This is a genomic window from Pseudomonas sp. NFACC32-1 (assembly GCF_900101215.1).
Lineage (GTDB): Bacteria > Pseudomonadota > Gammaproteobacteria > Pseudomonadales > Pseudomonadaceae > Aquipseudomonas.
The window spans coordinates 1-17,227 of the sequence record NZ_FMUL01000027.1; the positions used below are offsets into that span (position 1 = coordinate 1).

The following is a 17,227-nucleotide window of genomic DNA, read 5'->3' on the forward strand; positions in this document are numbered from 1 at the left end:
CGGCTTCATCAATACCCCACGGGCGACCCTGACCACCGGCAAGCCGGTCGTCGAGAATGGCCAGTTGAGCCGCTACCAGGTGGACCAGGGCAGCGTCGCCATCGAAGGCGCGGGCCTGAATGCGAACAACGTCGACCGCTTCGAAATCATCACCCGCAGCGCCAGGATCAACGCCGAGATCCAGGCGAAAAACCTGACCATCGTCGCCGGGCGCAATGACGTCGATGCCGCCACCCTCAACGCCACTGCACGGGCCGATGACGGCAGCGCCAAGCCGCAACTGGCCATCGACTCCTCGGCCTTGGGCGGTATGTATGCCGGGGCGATCAAGCTGGTGGGCACCGAGGCCGGGGTCGGGGTGAAACTGGACGGCAAGCTGATTGCCAGTGGGGGGGATATCCAGCTCGATGCCAATGGGCATTTGAGCCTGGCCGACACCTCGGCCAGCGGCGCGGTCAACGTCAAGGCTGCGAGCCTCGATGCCCGGGGAGCGGTATATGCAGGCACCGAGTTGACTGTGAAAACCCAGGGCGACCTGACGAACCAGAACAACCTGGTGGCCCGCGACAGCATTCGTCTGGACAGCGGCGGCAGCCTGCGTAACAACGGGATCATCGAAGCCGGGGTCAATTCGGACAACACGCGTAATACTTCGGGAGATGTGAGTTTCACGGCGCAGAGCTTGAACAATAACGGCAAGAGCATCGTTGCCAGCCGTAACCTGACGGCGAACGTCGCGCAGACCTTGAACAACCAGGGCGGCACCCTCAGCGCTGGGCAAACCGCCGCGGTAAAAGCCGGAACGTTGAATAACCAGAACAAGGGCCGCGTGTTGAGCAACGGCGCGCTGAACGTCACCGCCGACAAGCTGCTCAATACCCAAGGTATCGTCAGCAGCAGTGGAAACCTGACGGCCAACGTCGGGCAGTTGAATAACCACGACGGTGAAGTCTCCAGCTCCGCCACCACCAGGGTCACCGGCACTGCGCTGGACAATAGCGACGGTTTGCTAATGGGTGACGTGGCGCTGAACATCGGTCTGATCGGTGCCTTGAACAACCAGAACGGTGTGCTGGGTTCCGGCAAGAGCCTGGCAATCGATGCAGCTAGCCTGGACAACACCTCAGAGGGTAGCCTGGTCAGCGATGGCAGCCTGACCGCGCGAATCAGTGGTCTGTTAGACAACCGGCAGGGCAGCCTCGGCGCCAAGGGTGTTGCGGATGTCCAGTCGGGTAGCCTGGATAATCGCGCCGGTAAGGTCCAGTCCATAAAGGACCTGCAATTGACCGTCGGCCAGCTCGACAATCGTCAGCAAGGTCTGCTCAGCAGCCAGGCGGCGTTGCGTGTCGACGGCGCGCAGATGGATAACCGCGGCGGCCTGCTCAGTGCCGTTGGCCCGGTGCATCTGCAGGCCACTCGTATCGATAACAGCGGCGGACGCATCTCCAGCAAGTCCGACCTCACCGCGAACGTGACGCAACTGAACAACCAGGTCGGTGAGCTGGTTGCCCAAAGCCTGCTGACGATCAGCGGCCAGAGCCTGGATAACCGCAACGGTGGCCTGGTAGGTGCGACAGAAGCGCTGAAACTCAACGTGGATGCCCTGGACAACCGTGGCGGGGAAATCTCCAGCACAGTCGGCATCGCCATCGACGGCCAGAGCCTGAATAACAGCGATAACGGCAAGATCCTGGCTGGCACCGACCTGGGGCTGAAAGTGGCGGCCATCATCAACCACAACAAAGGCCTGCTGTTCAGTGCTGGCTCCACCATGGTTGAGGGGCAGAGTCTGGACAACAGCGGCGCGAGCCTGGTCGCTCGCCAGGGCTTGGATATTCGACTGGACAATGCCCTGACCAACGTCGCGGGCCTGATCAACAGCGACGGCACACTGAGCGCCAACGTCGGCACCCTCGACAACACCGACGGCAGCCTCACCAGCGTCGGCGTGCTTGCACTCGCTGCCTCGGGCGCGCTGATTAACCGTGGCGGCGCCATCACCACCGACGCTGGTCTGACCGTCAGCAGCCAAAGCCTGGACAACCAGCGAAATGGCTTGCTCAGCGCCAGGGGCGCGACCCGCGTCACCACCGGCACCTTCGACAATACCCAAGGCGGTTACCTGGTCAGTGGCGATACCCTGGACCTGACAGCCACCCAGGTCAGCAACGGCGCCGCCAGCCGCATCGCCAGCGACAAGGCACTGACCGCCAGCGTCAGTGGGCTCGATCAACAGGGCGGTGAGTTGTTTAGTAAAACCGCCTTGAGCCTGGACCTGAATCACGGCCAGTTGAACAACCTCAAGGGCGTGATCAATGCGCCGGTCCTGGTGCTGAAGAATCTCAAGGACGTTGACAACCGGGGCGGTGAAATCTCCAGCGCCCAGGGGTTCACGATCGCCGCGCAAAACCTGGATAACGGCAACGGCAAGCTGATCAGCAACCAGGCGCTGACCCTGCGCATCGATCAGGTGCTCAACAACATCAAGGGGCTGATTTCCGCCCAATCCCTTGACAGTCACAGTGCTCGACTGGACAACACCGACGGCCTGATCAGCAGCCGAGGTGCGTTGGTCTTGAGCGTGGACGAGCAGTTGCTCAACCGCAACGCTGCGGTGATCGCCGATGGCGACCTGCACATCGATGCGGCGAGCCTGGACAACAGCGCCGGCCAGGTCGCCGGCAAAACCAAGGTCACGGCCGATGTCGAGACCGTGAACAACCAGGGCGGCCAGATGATTGCCCTCGGCGGGCTGACGCTTGCCGGCACTTCGCTGGACAACCGCAATGCCGGCCTTATCGGTGCGACCGACACGCTGACGCTCAATGTCTCTGCGGTGGATAACCGTGGCGGTGAACTTTCGAGCCAGGCCGACATTTCCGTTAAGGGTGACGCCCTGGACAACAGCGACGGCGGACAAGTACTCGCCAACGGCGCACTGGCCTTGACGGTGAAGGATGTTCTCAACCGTACCAAGGGTCTGTTGTCAGGTAAGAGCGACCTGACCTTGATCGGCAAGACACTCGATAACACTGGCGGCTCGCTGCTGAGCCAGAAGAGCCTCATCGCTGTCTTTTCCGGTGCGTTGAATAACAGCCAGGGTGTCGTGAGTGCCGAAGGCGAACTGACGATGACAGCGGCGAGCCTGACCAACACCTTGGGCAGCATTTCCAGTGCCGAGGCGCTGGGCCTCACCCTAGACGATGCCTTGCTCAACCAGGGCGGAGAAATCGTCACCGACGCCGGCCTCACCCTCAGAAGCGCGAGCCTGGACAACCGCAACCAAGGCAGCATCAGCGCCAAGCAGGCGGTGATCATCGAGACCGGCGCGTTCAACAACAGCCAGTCCGGACGCCTGAGCAGCGCTGCCAGCCTTGACCTGACCACGAAGCAACTGACCAACCAGGACGGCGGTCGCATCGCCAGTGGCGGTGCATTGACCGCCAGCGTCACCGGTCTCGATCAGCAAGGCGGCCAGCTCTTCAGCAATACCGCGCTGAACCTGGACCTGAATCAAGGCCAGCTGAACAATCAGAACGGCCTGATCAATGCACCGCTGCTGGTGCTCAAGAATCTCAAGGGTGTCAACAACGACGGCGGCGAAATCTCCAGCGCCCAGGCATTCAGCCTGGCGGCGCAAAGCCTGAACAACGACAACGGCAAACTGCTCAGCAACCAGGCCCTGACCGTGCGGGTCGATAACGCCCTGACCAACCTCAAGGGTCTGATCGCTGCAGCCGCGCTGGAAGTCGAGGCCGCGAGCCTCAACAACAACGGCGGCACCCTGACCAGCCGCGCGAACCTCGACTTGAAGCTTGCCGGCGCACTGAACAACCAGAACCAGGGGCTGATCAACGCCACCAACGGCCTGACCATCACCACCAGCGGCCTGAATAACCAGCAAGGTTCGGTGTTGGGCAGTGCCATCGCCATCGATTTCGGCGCCGCAACCGGCGACCTGAACAACAGCGCCGGCCTGATTTCCACCACGGGTGAACTGAGCCTCAAGCACCTGCGGGACCTGAACAATCAGAATGGCGAAATCTCCAGCAGCCAGAGCCTGGACTTGACTGCTCGCGACCTCGACAACGGCGCTGGCAAGCTCATCAGTAACGGGCTGCTGACCGTGGGCGCCCGTGATGTCCTCAACCAAGGTGGTTTGATCTCCGGCTTCAAGGGCCTGGACCTGACCGCCACGAGCCTGGACAACCGCAACAGCGGCACCCTGTCGAGCCGCGACGAAGACGTCAGCGTCACCCTCAGCGGGACGTTGCTCAACAGCAATGCCGGCGCGCTGGTGGGTAAAAAACAACTGACCGTCAGCGCGGCAGGCATCGACAACCGTGGCGGCATTCTGTCCAGCGGTGGCGACCAGACCCTGACCGTCACCGGTGGCGTGCTGAACAACGCCCAGAACGGCTTGATCGACAGCGGCGCCATGCTGGTCATGAACGCCATGACCCTGGGTAATGCCGGTGGTACCGTCAACGCGCAAAAAGCCCTGAGCTTCACCGGCTCTGCGTTGGATAACAGTGGCGGCAACCTGATTGGCAACGACGCCGTGACCCTTGATTTGCTCGGGGCCCTGACCAACACCAACGGCAAGATCGCCAGCCTCGGCCCACTGCGCGTCGAGCACGCTACGCAAATCAACAACCAGGGCGGCCAGATCGCCAGCCAAGGCCTGCTGACCTTGCTCACCGGCGGCCTGGACAACCGCAATCGCGGCACCGTTGCGGCCAACGATCAACTCATCCTGAACACCGCTGGCGCGGTGAAGAACGACGCCGATGGCTTGATCTACAGCCAGAACGGTGGCGTGCAGATCGACGCAGCCACTCTTGCCAATAGCAAGGGCACCGTGCAGAGCCAGGGCGCCATGACCCTGACCGTGGCTACCGATGTGGACAACCAGAGCGGTCGCCTCCAGGCCAAGGCCGGTGACCTGCTCGTCAGCGCCCGTCACGTTGACAACCGTGGCGGTGTGCTCGCCAGCCTGCAAGGTTTGCTCAACACCCACCTGACCGGCGTGTTGAAAAACGGCTACGACCTGAACAACAACCGCCAGGGTGGCATCACCCAGGCCCAGCGCTTGAGCCTGACTGTGCTAGGCGGGATCGACAACTATGGTGGGCGCATTTCGGCGCAGACTGGTGATGCGACCGTCATCACGGGTAACTTCGACAACCGCAACGGCGGCCTTTACGCCAAAGGCAAGGTGAGCGTTACGGCCAACGATTTTGACAACAGCGGTGACAACGACGGTCAGATTGCCGGTAGGCAGATTGATCTGGATTTGACCGGCGCGTTGAACAACCGACTGGGCATCATCGAGAGTGACAGCACCCTGGCGATCAAGGCCGCCAGTCTGGATAACCAGACGGGGCAGTTGCGTGCGTTGGGTACCGGCGGCAAGACCAACTTCCAGATCGGCGGGCTGTTCGACAACCGCAACGGTACCCTGGAAACTGCCAATACCGACTTGACGCTTGGCGCCGCCAGCTTCCTCAATACCGGTGGCAGCCTGCTGCACGTAGGCACCGGGCTTTTCGACATCTCCACTGCGAATGTCACCGGAGCTGGCGGTACGCTCGTCACCCGTGGCGGGCTGACCATCACCACCGACATGTGGAGCAACAGCGGCGTTATCCAGGCTGGGCGCCTGAACGTCAACGTCAACAACTTCACCCAAACCGCCAGTGGCCAGCTATTGGCCTCGGACAGTTTCATAGGCAGTGGCGTCAACTGGTTCAACGAAGGCCTGCTTGCCAGCAATGGCAGCTTGAGTCTCGGCCTGAGCGGTGCTTACTGGGGCGCTGGACGCCTAAGCAGCCAGGGCACCCTGGGGCTTGGCGCCGCCCAAGTGAGCCTGAACAGCGTCAACTCCAGCATCGCTGGCGGTGGCAACACCTCTATCAATGTCAGCGGTCAACTGGACAACGCCGGTCGGCTGACCTCCACCGCCAACCTGGTGATCAACGCTGCTGGCGTGCACAACCTGGGGACATTGGGCGCCGGTCAGGGGATGACCGTCACGACCGGTTTGCTGGCAAACAATCAGGGATTGATCTTCAGCGGGGCCGACATGGGCCTACGAGTCGACACGCTGAACAACCTCGACGCCAACATCTACAGCCTGGGCAACCTCACCATTGACCGTAACGGCCAGGGTGCGTTGGCGAGCAGCATCCTCAACCGATCCGGTTCGATCCAAAGCGACGCCAGCATGAGCCTGGCGGCCAGCACGATCCAGAACATCCGTACGTTGCTGACTGTGGGTAACGGCGGTATCTACACCGCCAAAATCTACGAGGTCGCGTGCATTGAGGGCTACAACGCCGGGGATTGCAGCGGTAAACGGAACCACGTCTGGGAAATCCTGCAGCGGGAGAAAACTGAAGTCACCGCTGCCAGCGCGGCCTCCAGTATTACCGCCGGCGCTAACCTGACCCTGCGTGGCGGCGATCTGCTGAACCAGAGCAGCACCATTGCCAGCGGCGGCAACCTGACCGCGTCCCTGACCAACTTGACCAATAGCGGCATCGAAACCGGCGAGACGGAAACCACGCGGATATTCCGTTCCGAGCGGACCCGCAATGCGGGCGGCTGGTACACCGCGGCGGGCAACTTCACCAACCAGTACTGGTTCGAAAGCGCGGGTTACAACGCCAATGACCTCAGTGGCCTTGAGGCCGGCATGGCCAATTTCATTGGCATGACCGAAATGGAGTACACCAATCTCGGCAGCACCAGGCAACTCGCCGGCGGTGATCAAAGCTACGCAGCCGTGATCCAGGCCGGCGGCGCTGTCAACATCTCGACTCAGAACAACATCGACAACAACGTCGTACGCCCGGGCTACAGCTACGTCGGCAGTGGCCCACGTACCAACACGGCTGCAGCAGGCAGCCAATATTCCACCCGCATCACCCTTAACCAGCAACTGTCCCCTAACTTGGCGCAACAGCAGGTCAACCCGGTCGCCTTGCCCGGTTTCAGCTTGCCCGCCGGTCAAAACGGCCTGTTCCGCCTGAGCGGGCAGGGCAATAGCACGCCGGCTGTCAGTGGGCCTCAAGGCTGGAGCATGGGCAGCGCAAGCCTTACCCCGGCCCAGCGTCAACAGGTATTGCCCACCGGCCAGGCGCGAAATCTCGGGGTAGGAAACATCACCCAACCCACTGCCAGCAGCCTCGACCTGACCATCGCCGCCAGCCAAACCACCGGCGTTTCCAACCAGGCCAGCAGCCTCGATACCAGCACCTCGGGCACCATCGTGGCAGGCACCTTGCCTGGCCGTAGCGCCGACTTCACGCTCGACCGCGTCCAGGGTTTGCCCACCAGCACCGTGACGGCCAATCCACACAAATACCTGATCGAAACCAACCCGGTGCTTACTGACCTCAGGCAGTTCATGAGTTCGGATTACTTGCTGGAGAAACTCGGCTACAACCCGGACCAGAGTGCCAAGCGCCTCGGAGATGGGTTATACGAGCAGACCCTGATCCAGCAAGCCGTAGTCGCCCGCACCGGTCAGCGTTTCATCGACGGTCAGTCCTCCAACGAGGACATGTTCAGATACCTGATGAACAATGCCATCGTCAGCAAACAGGCACTCAACCTGTCCATTGGCGTGAGCCTCACCTCCGAACAAGTCGCGGCACTGACCCATGACATCGTCTGGATGGAAAACGTCGAGGTCAACGGCGAGCAAGTCCTTGTACCGGTGCTGTATCTGGCCAATGCCAACAACCGCCTGGCCGCCAATGGCGCCTTGATCCAGGGCGCCGACGTCAACCTGATCGCCGGCAAAGACCTGAACAGCGCCGGCACCCTGCGCGCCAGCAACAATCTGTCCGCTACTGCCACCAATGATCTGGTCAACAGCGGCCTGGTGGAAGCCGGCAACCGCCTCGATCTGCTGGCGGGTAATGACCTCGTCAACAAGGCCGGTGGCATCATCGCCGGACGCGACATCACCCTCACCGCCACCCGTGGCGACGTGAGCAACGAGCGTACCGTTACCACCCATGAAAGCGACAGTGGCTACCGCCGCGAGCGCACCGACTTCATCGACAGCGCTTCGCGCATCGAAGCGGCAAATAACCTGACCATCAGCGCCGGGCGTGACATCAACAACGTTGGCGGCGTGCTGAAAAGCGGCGCCGATACCACCCTTAACGCCACCCGTGATGTCAACCTTGCCTCGGCCGAGCGCATCTCCAATGGCAACCGCGGCACGCATCGTGACGAGACCATTACTCAGTATGGCTCGAGCCTCGACATCGGCCGTGACCTGACTGCCAACGCGGGCCGCAACCTCACCGCCGTCGCCAGTCAGATCGATGCCAAGCGCGACATTGCCATGAGCTCTGTCGGCGACCTGACCCTGGCTTCGGCGGCGAATGAGCAACATGCCTATGGCAAGAGCAAGAAGGTCACGGCTCAGGAAGATCATGTGAGCCACGTGTCCACCAGCGTGACGGCGGGCGGAAACGTGGCGCTGAGTGCGGGCAAGGATTTGGGCTTGATTGCCAGCCGGGTGAGTGCGGGGGATGAGGCTTACCTGGTGGCTGGTGCGAGCCTGGTGCTGCAATCGGCTGAGGATTCGGATTACAGCTTCTACAGCAAGACCAAGAAGTCGTCTTCTGGGAAGAAGTTTCGGCTGGATGAGACCAGTTCTGTTACCAACGTTGCCAGCTCGGTCACTTCCGGGGGCAATAACGTACTGACTGCCGGCAACGATCTGACGATCAAAGGCAGCAATGTCATCTCCGAAAAAGGCAGCGTCGGCTTGGGCGCCGGCAACGATGTGGAAATCCTCGCCGCCACCGACTCAAACAGTGCACGCCACGAGCGCAAGCAAAGCAAAAGCAGCTGGGGTGGTTTGAAGTCGAGCAAGGTCCAGGATCAATTGACTGAAACCCAGACGACCGCCGTGGGTAGCATGATCTCGGGCGATACCATTGCCGTAAGTGCCAAGCGGGATGCCACCGTAACAGGCTCGGCATTGGTTAGCACCAGCGACCTGGCAGTACGTGCGGGCCGTGACCTTACTATCAACGCGGCAGAGAACACCTTTTCCCGCACCCAAATGCACAAGGAGAAAAACCGCGATCTGACGGGTGTGTTGACGGGTAACAACCTGGGCCTCGATGACATCACCGGCAACCAGCACCTGTCTATCAGTAACCAAAAACACAACGGCACGGCGTCACAAATCACTTTGACCGGCAGCACTATAGGCTCCAGCAAAGGCAACGTCAGCCTCGTGGCGGGTGGTGACCTAAACGTCATAGCCAGTGACCTGGTCAGCACCAAGGACATGAGCCTGCGTGGCTCGAATGTCACCATCGCAGCGGGTATGGAAACAGCGACACAAAGCACCGTCGACAAATCCAACAGCCTGGCCGTCGGACGTGTTGTCGGTGGTGCGATCATCGACACGGTCAATACCATTCGCACGTCGGTGGAGGCTGCGAAAGATACAGATGATCCTCGCCTCAAAGCGGTGAAACTGGCCCAGGCGGCCCTGGCGGCCTACAACCTTGGCGGTATGGCCGAAGACGCGAATGCTCAGAAAACCGGATTCGCCGATAAACAGGGCGGTATCGCGAGCAACGGCTCGCTGATCAAAATCGGCACGGAACTCGCCAGTACCCACAGCAAAAGTACTAGCGACTATGCCAGCCAAACTGCCAAGCAAAGCACCCTCAATGCGGGCAGTACCTTGTCCATCATTGCCAATGGCAATGCAGCGGAAAACGAGGGTGATCTCCACGTAATCGGCAGCAACATCAAGGCGGGTAGCACTTCCTTGCTTGCCAGCAACAACATCATCTTGGAGAGCGCGCAGAGCACCGCCAATTGGTCCAACCACAACAGCAATAACAAAACTGCCATTGGCGCCAGCTTCAACATCGGCCAGCAGAACGGTTTCACTCTGGATCTTGGCGCCCAGCTCGCAAAAGGGATGGGAACCGGCAGTTCTGTTACGCAGGTCAACAGCACGGTGGACACAGGTTCGCTCTTGTTGCGTAGCGGCGGTGACACGACGCTGGCAGGCGCCCAGGTTCACGCCGATAAAATCGACGCGCTGATCGACGGGAACCTCAACATCGTTTCCCGCCAGGACACCCAGGACCAGAAGAGCAAACAAAGCAGCGGCGGTTTTGGTGCCAGCATCTGCATCCCACCGTTCTGCTATGGCACGCCTGTCGCAGCTTCGGCAAATGTGGCTGCTGGCAACATGAACAGTGAATACAAAGCGGTCACGGACCAGACCGGTCTCTTTGCCGGAACGGGTGGCTACACGGTCGACGTGGGTAAGACCACCACTCTCGAAGGCGGTGTGATTGCCAGTGATGCTTCGGCAGACAAGAACACGCTGATCACCGACCGGCTCATCGCCAACGATATCAAGAACGTCAGTGAAATCCAGGCACAGTCCGCAGGTGCCAGCATCTCGGGCAGTTATGGTGCCGGCGGTGCTTCAGCTTCGGTGGGGGGGCTGTATGGGATCTCCCTCAGCGAGTCGGATAAGAGCCACACACGTAGTGCCGTGAGCGAAGGCACGATCATCGTTCGCAATCCGGAAGGTGCGAAGGATGTAGTCGGGTTGAACCGCGATACCGCCAATGCCAACGAGAAGCTCGATAAGCCTGATGAAGAGGCTATGAACGACCGCATCGAGCTGGTGAAGAGCTCGATAGAGTTGGTGAAAGGGATTGGAAGCGCTGTTGCAGCGGCGCGGATCGAAGAGGCTAAGGACTCGAATAGCGAGGCTTACAAGGCTGCGCGCGACAAACTGAACGACAGTGGCGTGTCCGATCCGACACCTGAGCAAATCAGCCAACAGGTTCAACGTGATTACGGAACAGGCAGTAGCTTTCAAAAGGCCAGCCAAGCCGTGGCCGGGATTGTCCAAGGCATTCTCAGTGGCGACATTGTTGCTGCGTTGGGAGGGGGCGCCGCGCCTTACTTGGCCCAGGCCGTTAAGCAGATGACAGAAGGAGATGACACAGCCAACCTGATGGCGCATGCCGTACTCGGTGCAGTTCTGGCAAAAACGCAGGAAGGCTCGGCACTGGCTGGCGCCGCAGGAGTAACTGCCGGTGAGCTGATCGCCCGCCAGCTCTATCCAGGCAAGTCCAGCGATCAACTGACGGATGCGGAAAAGCAAACAATCTCAGCCCTGTCGACATTAGTCGGCGGGCTATCCGGTGCGCTTGCCGGGGGCGACTCTTTTGACGCTGCGATAGGCGCAGGAACGGCGAAAAATGCTGTTGAGAACAATCATCTGAGCGACATAGAGAGGATTTCATTACAGGGACTACAGAAGGAGTACGCCAAGAAGTGTGGCGATACGGCGACAACTGAATGCCAAGGTCTTTCCGAGGATATCGCGGAGCTTATTGCCAAGAGCTCTAGCGTTCTTAAGAACGAACCGTTAGCAGAAGATAGCGATTTCACGCGTGCTTTTGTTTGGACAGCCAACCCTGGAGATGTGATCCCCTGCGCAAGCGGATATTGCGTTGTTACCGATAAGTCGATAACGACAGATCAGGGGGAGGAGTGGGTTCTGCAACCAGCCTCAGAGGAGCAGAAGGTTGCAGCGATAGCGAAAAATGAATTGGTTGAAAAGACTACGGAAGCTCAGCTTAAAGGTCTTTCCAATGAATTGTTCTCGGCGGGCTGTGGCGGGGCTGGTCTGGCTGGTATAGGGTGCCAGGGCTACATGGCGGCGGGTGGTGAGAACCCTATTACTGGGGAGACGGCTACCAGTACCGAGCGGGTCATGTGGGGTATACAGGGCCTGTTAAACGCATGGGGGCTAGGCGGCACAATACTTGGCGGAGTAGTCAAAACTCCAGTAGTAGGGGTTTTAGATGATGGTGCTTTCGCTCAGGTTTTAGCTAAGTCAACTAAGGAATTTAGTGACGAGGGGAAAGTGATTTATTCTCAAGCTGCAGGACGGCCGATAAATACGGTTAGTGATCTCACTGAAGCTTTGAAGCAGGGAATAATAAAACCTAGTCAGGTGCCCCTTGATTATGTTTTGATTGACGGTCAAAAGGTCATAGCTAATACGAGAAGCTCGACAGCGCTGATAAATGCTGGTGTACCTAAAAGTCAGTGGTATGGGGTTGATAGAACTGGTGTTTATGCTTATGGTGATGTGACTTTTGATAAGTTGGTGCAAGATCAATTAAATAAAAACTATGGCGGCTCAGTGCAGAATGCTAGGAGGTGATTGGAATATGAAATTATCTAGGCCGAAAAAAATGTTCGATATGGACAGCTTTTTACCTCTCGACGGGGAGGACAAAGTGGATATGGTTTATTCGGGTGGTGATCTAAGTTTGGAAATATTTTATGAGTCTGAAAGTTGTGCGGGTGGCTTGGCAAAGAAAAATATTAGATTTTTAAATGCTAAATATTTTTTTAAAGCGCCATTTCCGGGTTATAGCATTTTTGTTTGTCCGGATGATGGTGATATTTCTTTACTTAATTCGCTTGTAGAGTATGAGCTATCGGAGCTGCTGGATATAGATGGCAAGACCCGTGGGGTAGCGGATTATAGGCACTATCGATTGTTTTTACACTCAGTTGGAGTGGCGTTGCACGTAATTGCTAAGTCTTTTAAGATTTCAAATGAAGGGTAAGTGTCTAGTGTTAATTGGTCTGCAGGAATGCCGCTAATGAGCCAGACACCATTGTCTGCTTGGAAAAATTTGAAGCCCTGTTGGCTCATTCGCAAGGCTTCGATTTTTATTACAATAGGACTTCCATAACGCTGTCCGACGTTAACGGCAGTTGCTACATCTTGCGACAAATGCACGTAATGACGTGTGCCTGCAATTAGCCCTTGTTGCCTAATTGAGTCTAGAAAACGACGTGCAGTGCCATGATAGAGAAATTCCGGAGGTGTTTTCTCAAAATGATTAAGGTTGACACTGGTTGTTGAGTGCCCCTGCATGGCACGAATGCGTTGCCCATCCTTCGAAATGCTGAAACGCTTTTTATCGCTGTTGCTGACGATCGCGTGAATAAGGCGAATATCCAAAGCTTTTCCAATTTTTGTTGCGCCAGCTATTAAGGACTCGATTTCTCCCCAGCCTTCGCTATCCAATTGCAATCCGATAGCTTGCGGTTCATGTCTGAGGATATAGCTAAGAAATTTGCTGGCTTCGTTGAGTTGTTGTTTGGTTGTCATGTTTGTAGTCTCTTATTGTCTGGGAGAGATTTAAGTGTCCCGCTTGTCACGGGACCGCGATCATAAAAATATCTTTTTATTATTTCTGTTCAATCCTCAATGAGCAAGCGCTGTGCGAATGGTACTTCCTTAGCGGCTAAGCGCTTGAACTGAAAGCGAAAAATGAAGAGGGGGCTGGTCTTGGTCTTCGGTGATCAGTCGTTAGAGAGCCTCACGCTCTGTCCATCTTTGACCCTCCGCCACACTGATTCCCTTTACCTTCTAGCGCTTCGCAGCGCGTTCGTTGCTTTGTACGGGATCTTTCGTACCTCTGAACAGGAGGCGTCTGATTTCGGATAAACCGTTCCGCCACTAGCGTTGATGCGGGGTAGTCTCACTCCTTCGAAAATCTCCATTTTTTATCCTGGCTACCACGGTGATGCCGCCTGGCTGAAAGGAGCTGTGCATCTATGCCAAGAAGAGTATTGTATGTACATCAGTAAATACAGGATGTCCCATGCGATTTGAATGGGACGAAGCCAAAAACGAGACCAACATTCGCAAGCACGGTATCGATTTCAAGGATGTACTGGACGTCTTCAAGCATCCGATTATCACCTTGCGTGATGATCGGATGGACTACGGTGAAGAGCGCTGGATTAGCATCGGCTGGATCAAAGCGTTGATTGGCGTGGTCGTGTACACCGAACAGCGGGGCGATGTGATCCGCATCATCTCTGCCCGAAAAGCCACCCGACAGGAGGCCAAATATTATGTCGAAAGCATCGAAAACTGACTGGGGGCGCTTGGCCAAGATGGACGACCAGGACATCGATACCAGCGATGTTCCTGAACTGGGTGAAGATTTTTTTCGCCGGGCCGAGTTGCATGTGCCGGTAAAGAAGGCCGTGACTATTCGCCTGGACGCTGATGTGCTTGAGTGGTTCAAGGGGCAGGGCGCAGGTTATCAGACACGTATCAATCAGCTCCTGCGCCAGTACATGCAGGCTCAGCAGAGCCACCGGCACTGAACAACTGGCGTTGAAATGGGCGACCGGCGGCCGCCCGTTCCAATTATTCCCCAGCCTGCACCCGCAACCGCCTCCCAATCACATCCATCACATCACACCCATCACGCAGCGCTATCGTCAGCATTTTGCAGAAGTCGGTCAGCACCACCGTCTCCGAGTCGATATCCGAACGAAAGGCAATGTTTTCCAGTACCTGGGTCACGGTGCGGATGCGGTAGTCGGCGGTTTCGAAGAGGACGTCGAGGGGGGCTTCGGTGTCGATGAGCAGGGTGGCGGGGGTGCAGTCGATGCCGGTGATGGGCATGTATCGATTCATACTGAAGATCTCTGTTTGAATGGCTGAAAGCCTCCTCTCAGTCGTCGCCAAACGATTGGGTGGTGGCTGTACGCAGGTTGGCGAACCGGTTACAGAGAAAACCGGCAGATCCGAAGATCTCCCGCGCACAGCCGCCGTGGAATATAGCGGCTTTGCGGGTGCGTCGGTACCTGCAATGGGCGGGTAGCGTTCGCATTCTCTGTAGTCAGGTCGCCAAACCCGAATCGCCATATGGGCGACTTGAGGACTATAGGGCGACCCGTTCCAGGCCCACAAGCCACCGCTTTCCGAGCTTTATGTAGGACCTTTAGCAAGCTCTGGTCAGGAAAAAGCGGCGCCTTGAATTTAGCTGTGGCAGCACCTGTGAGGCTTGGCCTCATCATATTTATCGTGATGCCGCACCCAATCCATGATTTCGTCTTCATTGCGGCCCTTGGGCGTTAGATCTAGGTAGTGGTAGGTGCCGACCAGCATGTCCAGGCCGCGGGCATAGGTGGAGTAGGTGTGGAAGATGTCGCCGGCTTCATTGCGATAGAAGACGCTCAGGCCTGGGAGTTCGCCTTCGCTGGTGTCGGTTGTTTCGTAGTTGTAGATGGCTTTCCCTCCGGCGGTGTCTTCGGCTTTGAAGCTGACACCGAAGTCGTAGTTGAAGTCGCAGCCGTTTGAGGAGACCCAATCGAAGGCCCAGCCCATGCGGCGTTTGAAAGGTTGGAATTCAGCGAAGGGGGCGCGGGAAACGGCGACCACCGCCACATCGTGATGAGCCAGGTGCAGGTTGGCGCCGTCGATGTGGTCGGAGAGGAACGAGCAGCCATCGCAGCCTTCTGTCCAGCCGGGGCCGAACATGAAGTGGTAGATGATCAGTTGGCTGCGACCGCCGAACAGGTTGGCCAGGCTCAGTTCGCCGTGGGGGCCCTGGAAGCGGTAGGGTTTGTCGATCTTGACCCAGGGCAGGGCGCGGCGTTCGGCGCTGAGTTTGTCCCGTTCGCGGGTGAAGGCTTTTTCGTGGGCCAGGTGTTCGCGGCGGACGGTGAGCCATTCTTCGCGCGAGACGACGGGATGATTTTCTACGTTCATGGCGATTTCTCCTGTAGGCAAAGGCGCTTCAGCAAGTGGTCGTTTGGCCCTGGCCGGATTCGACAGACCGTTGGTCGGCGTGTGAAATGACCCGCCCGGAACCCCGGCTGAACGGTGACGTAGCGTCTCGGTCACACCTTGAGTAGGCATCTCACTCTTCAGAGGATGGACCAGGATGACGACTTATAACTGGGACTTGATCGAAAAGTTGTTGCACGAAGTGCAGAACGGCGCCGGCCACAGCTTCACCCCCCGGCCTTATGCGGAGCAGTACGCGGCGCAGAAAGCGGCTGCGGGCGAGGAGATCGAGAACCTCGATCATCTGAAAGCGGTCGCCGGGGAGTATGAGAAGGTGTTGCTGGAGCGGGGCTTCATCGAGCCCCGGCCGGAGGAGGAGGGCGGCAACGGTGAGAATTTCGTGCTGACGCCCCGTGGCTCGCGGTTGCTGAGCCTGATCGACAGCAGCATCCCTGGTAATGATCATCCGCGCCAGGTACTGGATGAGCAGGAAGATGCGCTGGATGAGTTTACGTTTGATGACTTGGCTTCGAAGGCGCAGATTGCCTAGGAACCAGGCACAAACCTTGTGGGAGCGAGCTTGCTCGCGATAGGCGCTCTGGCATTCAACGGATGTATTGCCTGTTCGATCGCTATCGCGAGCAAGCTCGCTCCCGCATTTGATCTCCCACGTTGGATCTTCAGTGGTTTCAAGATCGTGCAGCCTTCAGGCACTTCAAATCGCTGAAGTCTTTTTTCACTCCGTCGATTTTCTTCAACAGCCGTTCGCGTTGGGGCGGCGTGCTGTCGGCCATCAGGTCGATCAGCAGGCTGCGGGCCTGGGCTTCGGTTTTGTTGTAGGCCTCACGGTAGGCCGGTGTCCACAGGCTCTCGCGGTCCACCAGCAGTTGCTCGATGCGTTTTGCAAAGTCCGGGCTGTGGCGCTGGGCCACGGCGGCGCTGAACTGGTTTTGCCAATGGGCGCGATTGGCGATCCACTGCTGGTTCTGGTCGCCCAGGGCGGTGGACCAGGCCACCACCCGCTGGCGCTGGGCGATGTTGAGGGGACCGAGCCAGTCGTTCAGGCGCTTTTCCATGCGTTCGCTGCGTTCCTGGATCTGCTGTTGCAAGGTCGGCTTGAGGTACTGCTGCTGGCGTTTACGCTGGTCCTTGATAAACGCGGCGTCCATGTCTGCGACCTGGTCGTCGTTCAGCCCCTGCAGCAATTCGATGGCCGACGGGGTGATCGCCCGGGCGGTTTCGGCGATGGCGGCCTTGGCTTCCCGGGTGCGTTGCTGCAGGGCTTCGTCGGTGACCTGATCGGTCTGCACCATGGTCTTCAAGCGGTCCAGCCAATCGAGGTAACCGGGCAGTTGCGTGGTGCAATGCCAACTCAGGTGCTCCTTGAGGCGCTCGTTGAACCAGTCCTTTTGCTCGCCGTTGATTTCCAGGTAATCGTTGAGCGTCCAAGGGATGATCAGGTCGAGGTTGCGATAGGCCAGGCCGATACGGCTACAGGCGGTGAGTGTCAGCAACAGGGCGATGAACATGGCGGTGCGGGTCAACCAGCGCGACATGGGCGAGTCCTTGCGAAGCCATCAGGTGTCTTGTTTG

General features: G+C 58.2%; 9 protein-coding genes. 5 read left to right on the forward strand and 4 right to left on the reverse strand.

What is annotated here, in order from left to right; genetic code table 11:
- Window positions 1–12,250, forward strand: a 12,250-nt coding sequence (locus BLP99_RS25695; RefSeq protein WP_143007982.1) for a hemagglutinin repeat-containing protein, incomplete at its 5' end; no start/stop codon positions are given.
- A 7-nt stretch (window positions 12,251–12,257) separates the two neighbouring features.
- Complete coding sequence (locus BLP99_RS26345; RefSeq protein ID WP_143007983.1) at window positions 12,258–12,662, forward strand: hypothetical protein; 405 nt, start codon at window positions 12,258–12,260, stop codon at window positions 12,660–12,662.
- Here the strand turns inward: BLP99_RS26345 and BLP99_RS25700 are convergent.
- Window positions 12,584–13,213 (reverse strand): RNA 2'-phosphotransferase, encoded by a 630-nt coding sequence (locus tag BLP99_RS25700; protein WP_083568926.1) that lies wholly within the window; start codon window positions 13,211–13,213, stop codon window positions 12,584–12,586. The genes BLP99_RS26345 and BLP99_RS25700 overlap by 79 nt on opposite strands.
- A gap of 496 nt (window positions 13,214–13,709) precedes the next feature.
- On the opposite strand from BLP99_RS25700, the gene BLP99_RS25705 reads away from it, so the two are divergent.
- Window positions 13,710–13,988, forward strand: a complete 279-nt coding sequence (locus tag BLP99_RS25705) for a BrnT family toxin (protein WP_072432328.1) — start codon at window positions 13,710–13,712, stop codon at window positions 13,986–13,988.
- On the forward strand, window positions 13,966–14,223 hold the full coding sequence (locus BLP99_RS25710) for a BrnA antitoxin family protein (RefSeq protein ID WP_072432327.1): 258 nt from the start codon (window positions 13,966–13,968) through the stop codon (window positions 14,221–14,223). Before BLP99_RS25705 ends, BLP99_RS25710 begins: the two co-directional genes overlap by 23 nt.
- A gap of 43 nt (window positions 14,224–14,266) precedes the next feature.
- On the opposite strand, the gene BLP99_RS25715 is transcribed toward BLP99_RS25710, so the two are convergent.
- Window positions 14,267–14,539: a hypothetical protein gene (locus BLP99_RS25715; protein ID WP_072432326.1), complete on the reverse strand. Its 273-nt coding sequence runs from the start codon at window positions 14,537–14,539 to the stop codon at window positions 14,267–14,269.
- A 345-nt stretch (window positions 14,540–14,884) separates the two neighbouring features.
- The gene (locus BLP99_RS25720) at window positions 14,885–15,616 is read right to left on the reverse strand and encodes a DUF899 domain-containing protein (protein ID WP_092182145.1); all 732 of its coding nucleotides are present in this window, start codon (window positions 15,614–15,616) and stop codon (window positions 14,885–14,887) included.
- A gap of 175 nt (window positions 15,617–15,791) precedes the next feature.
- Here BLP99_RS25720 and BLP99_RS25725 point away from each other — a divergent pair, with 175 nt between their 5' ends.
- Window positions 15,792–16,184 (forward strand): transcriptional regulator, encoded by a 393-nt coding sequence (locus BLP99_RS25725; protein WP_072399162.1) that lies wholly within the window; start codon window positions 15,792–15,794, stop codon window positions 16,182–16,184.
- Between the two features lie 139 nt (window positions 16,185–16,323).
- Here BLP99_RS25725 and BLP99_RS25730 read toward each other — a convergent pair whose 3' ends face one another.
- Window positions 16,324–17,190 (reverse strand): DUF6279 family lipoprotein, encoded by an 867-nt coding sequence (locus tag BLP99_RS25730; protein ID WP_072432324.1) that lies wholly within the window; start codon window positions 17,188–17,190, stop codon window positions 16,324–16,326.
- Window positions 17,191–17,227: the final 37 nt, after the last annotated feature.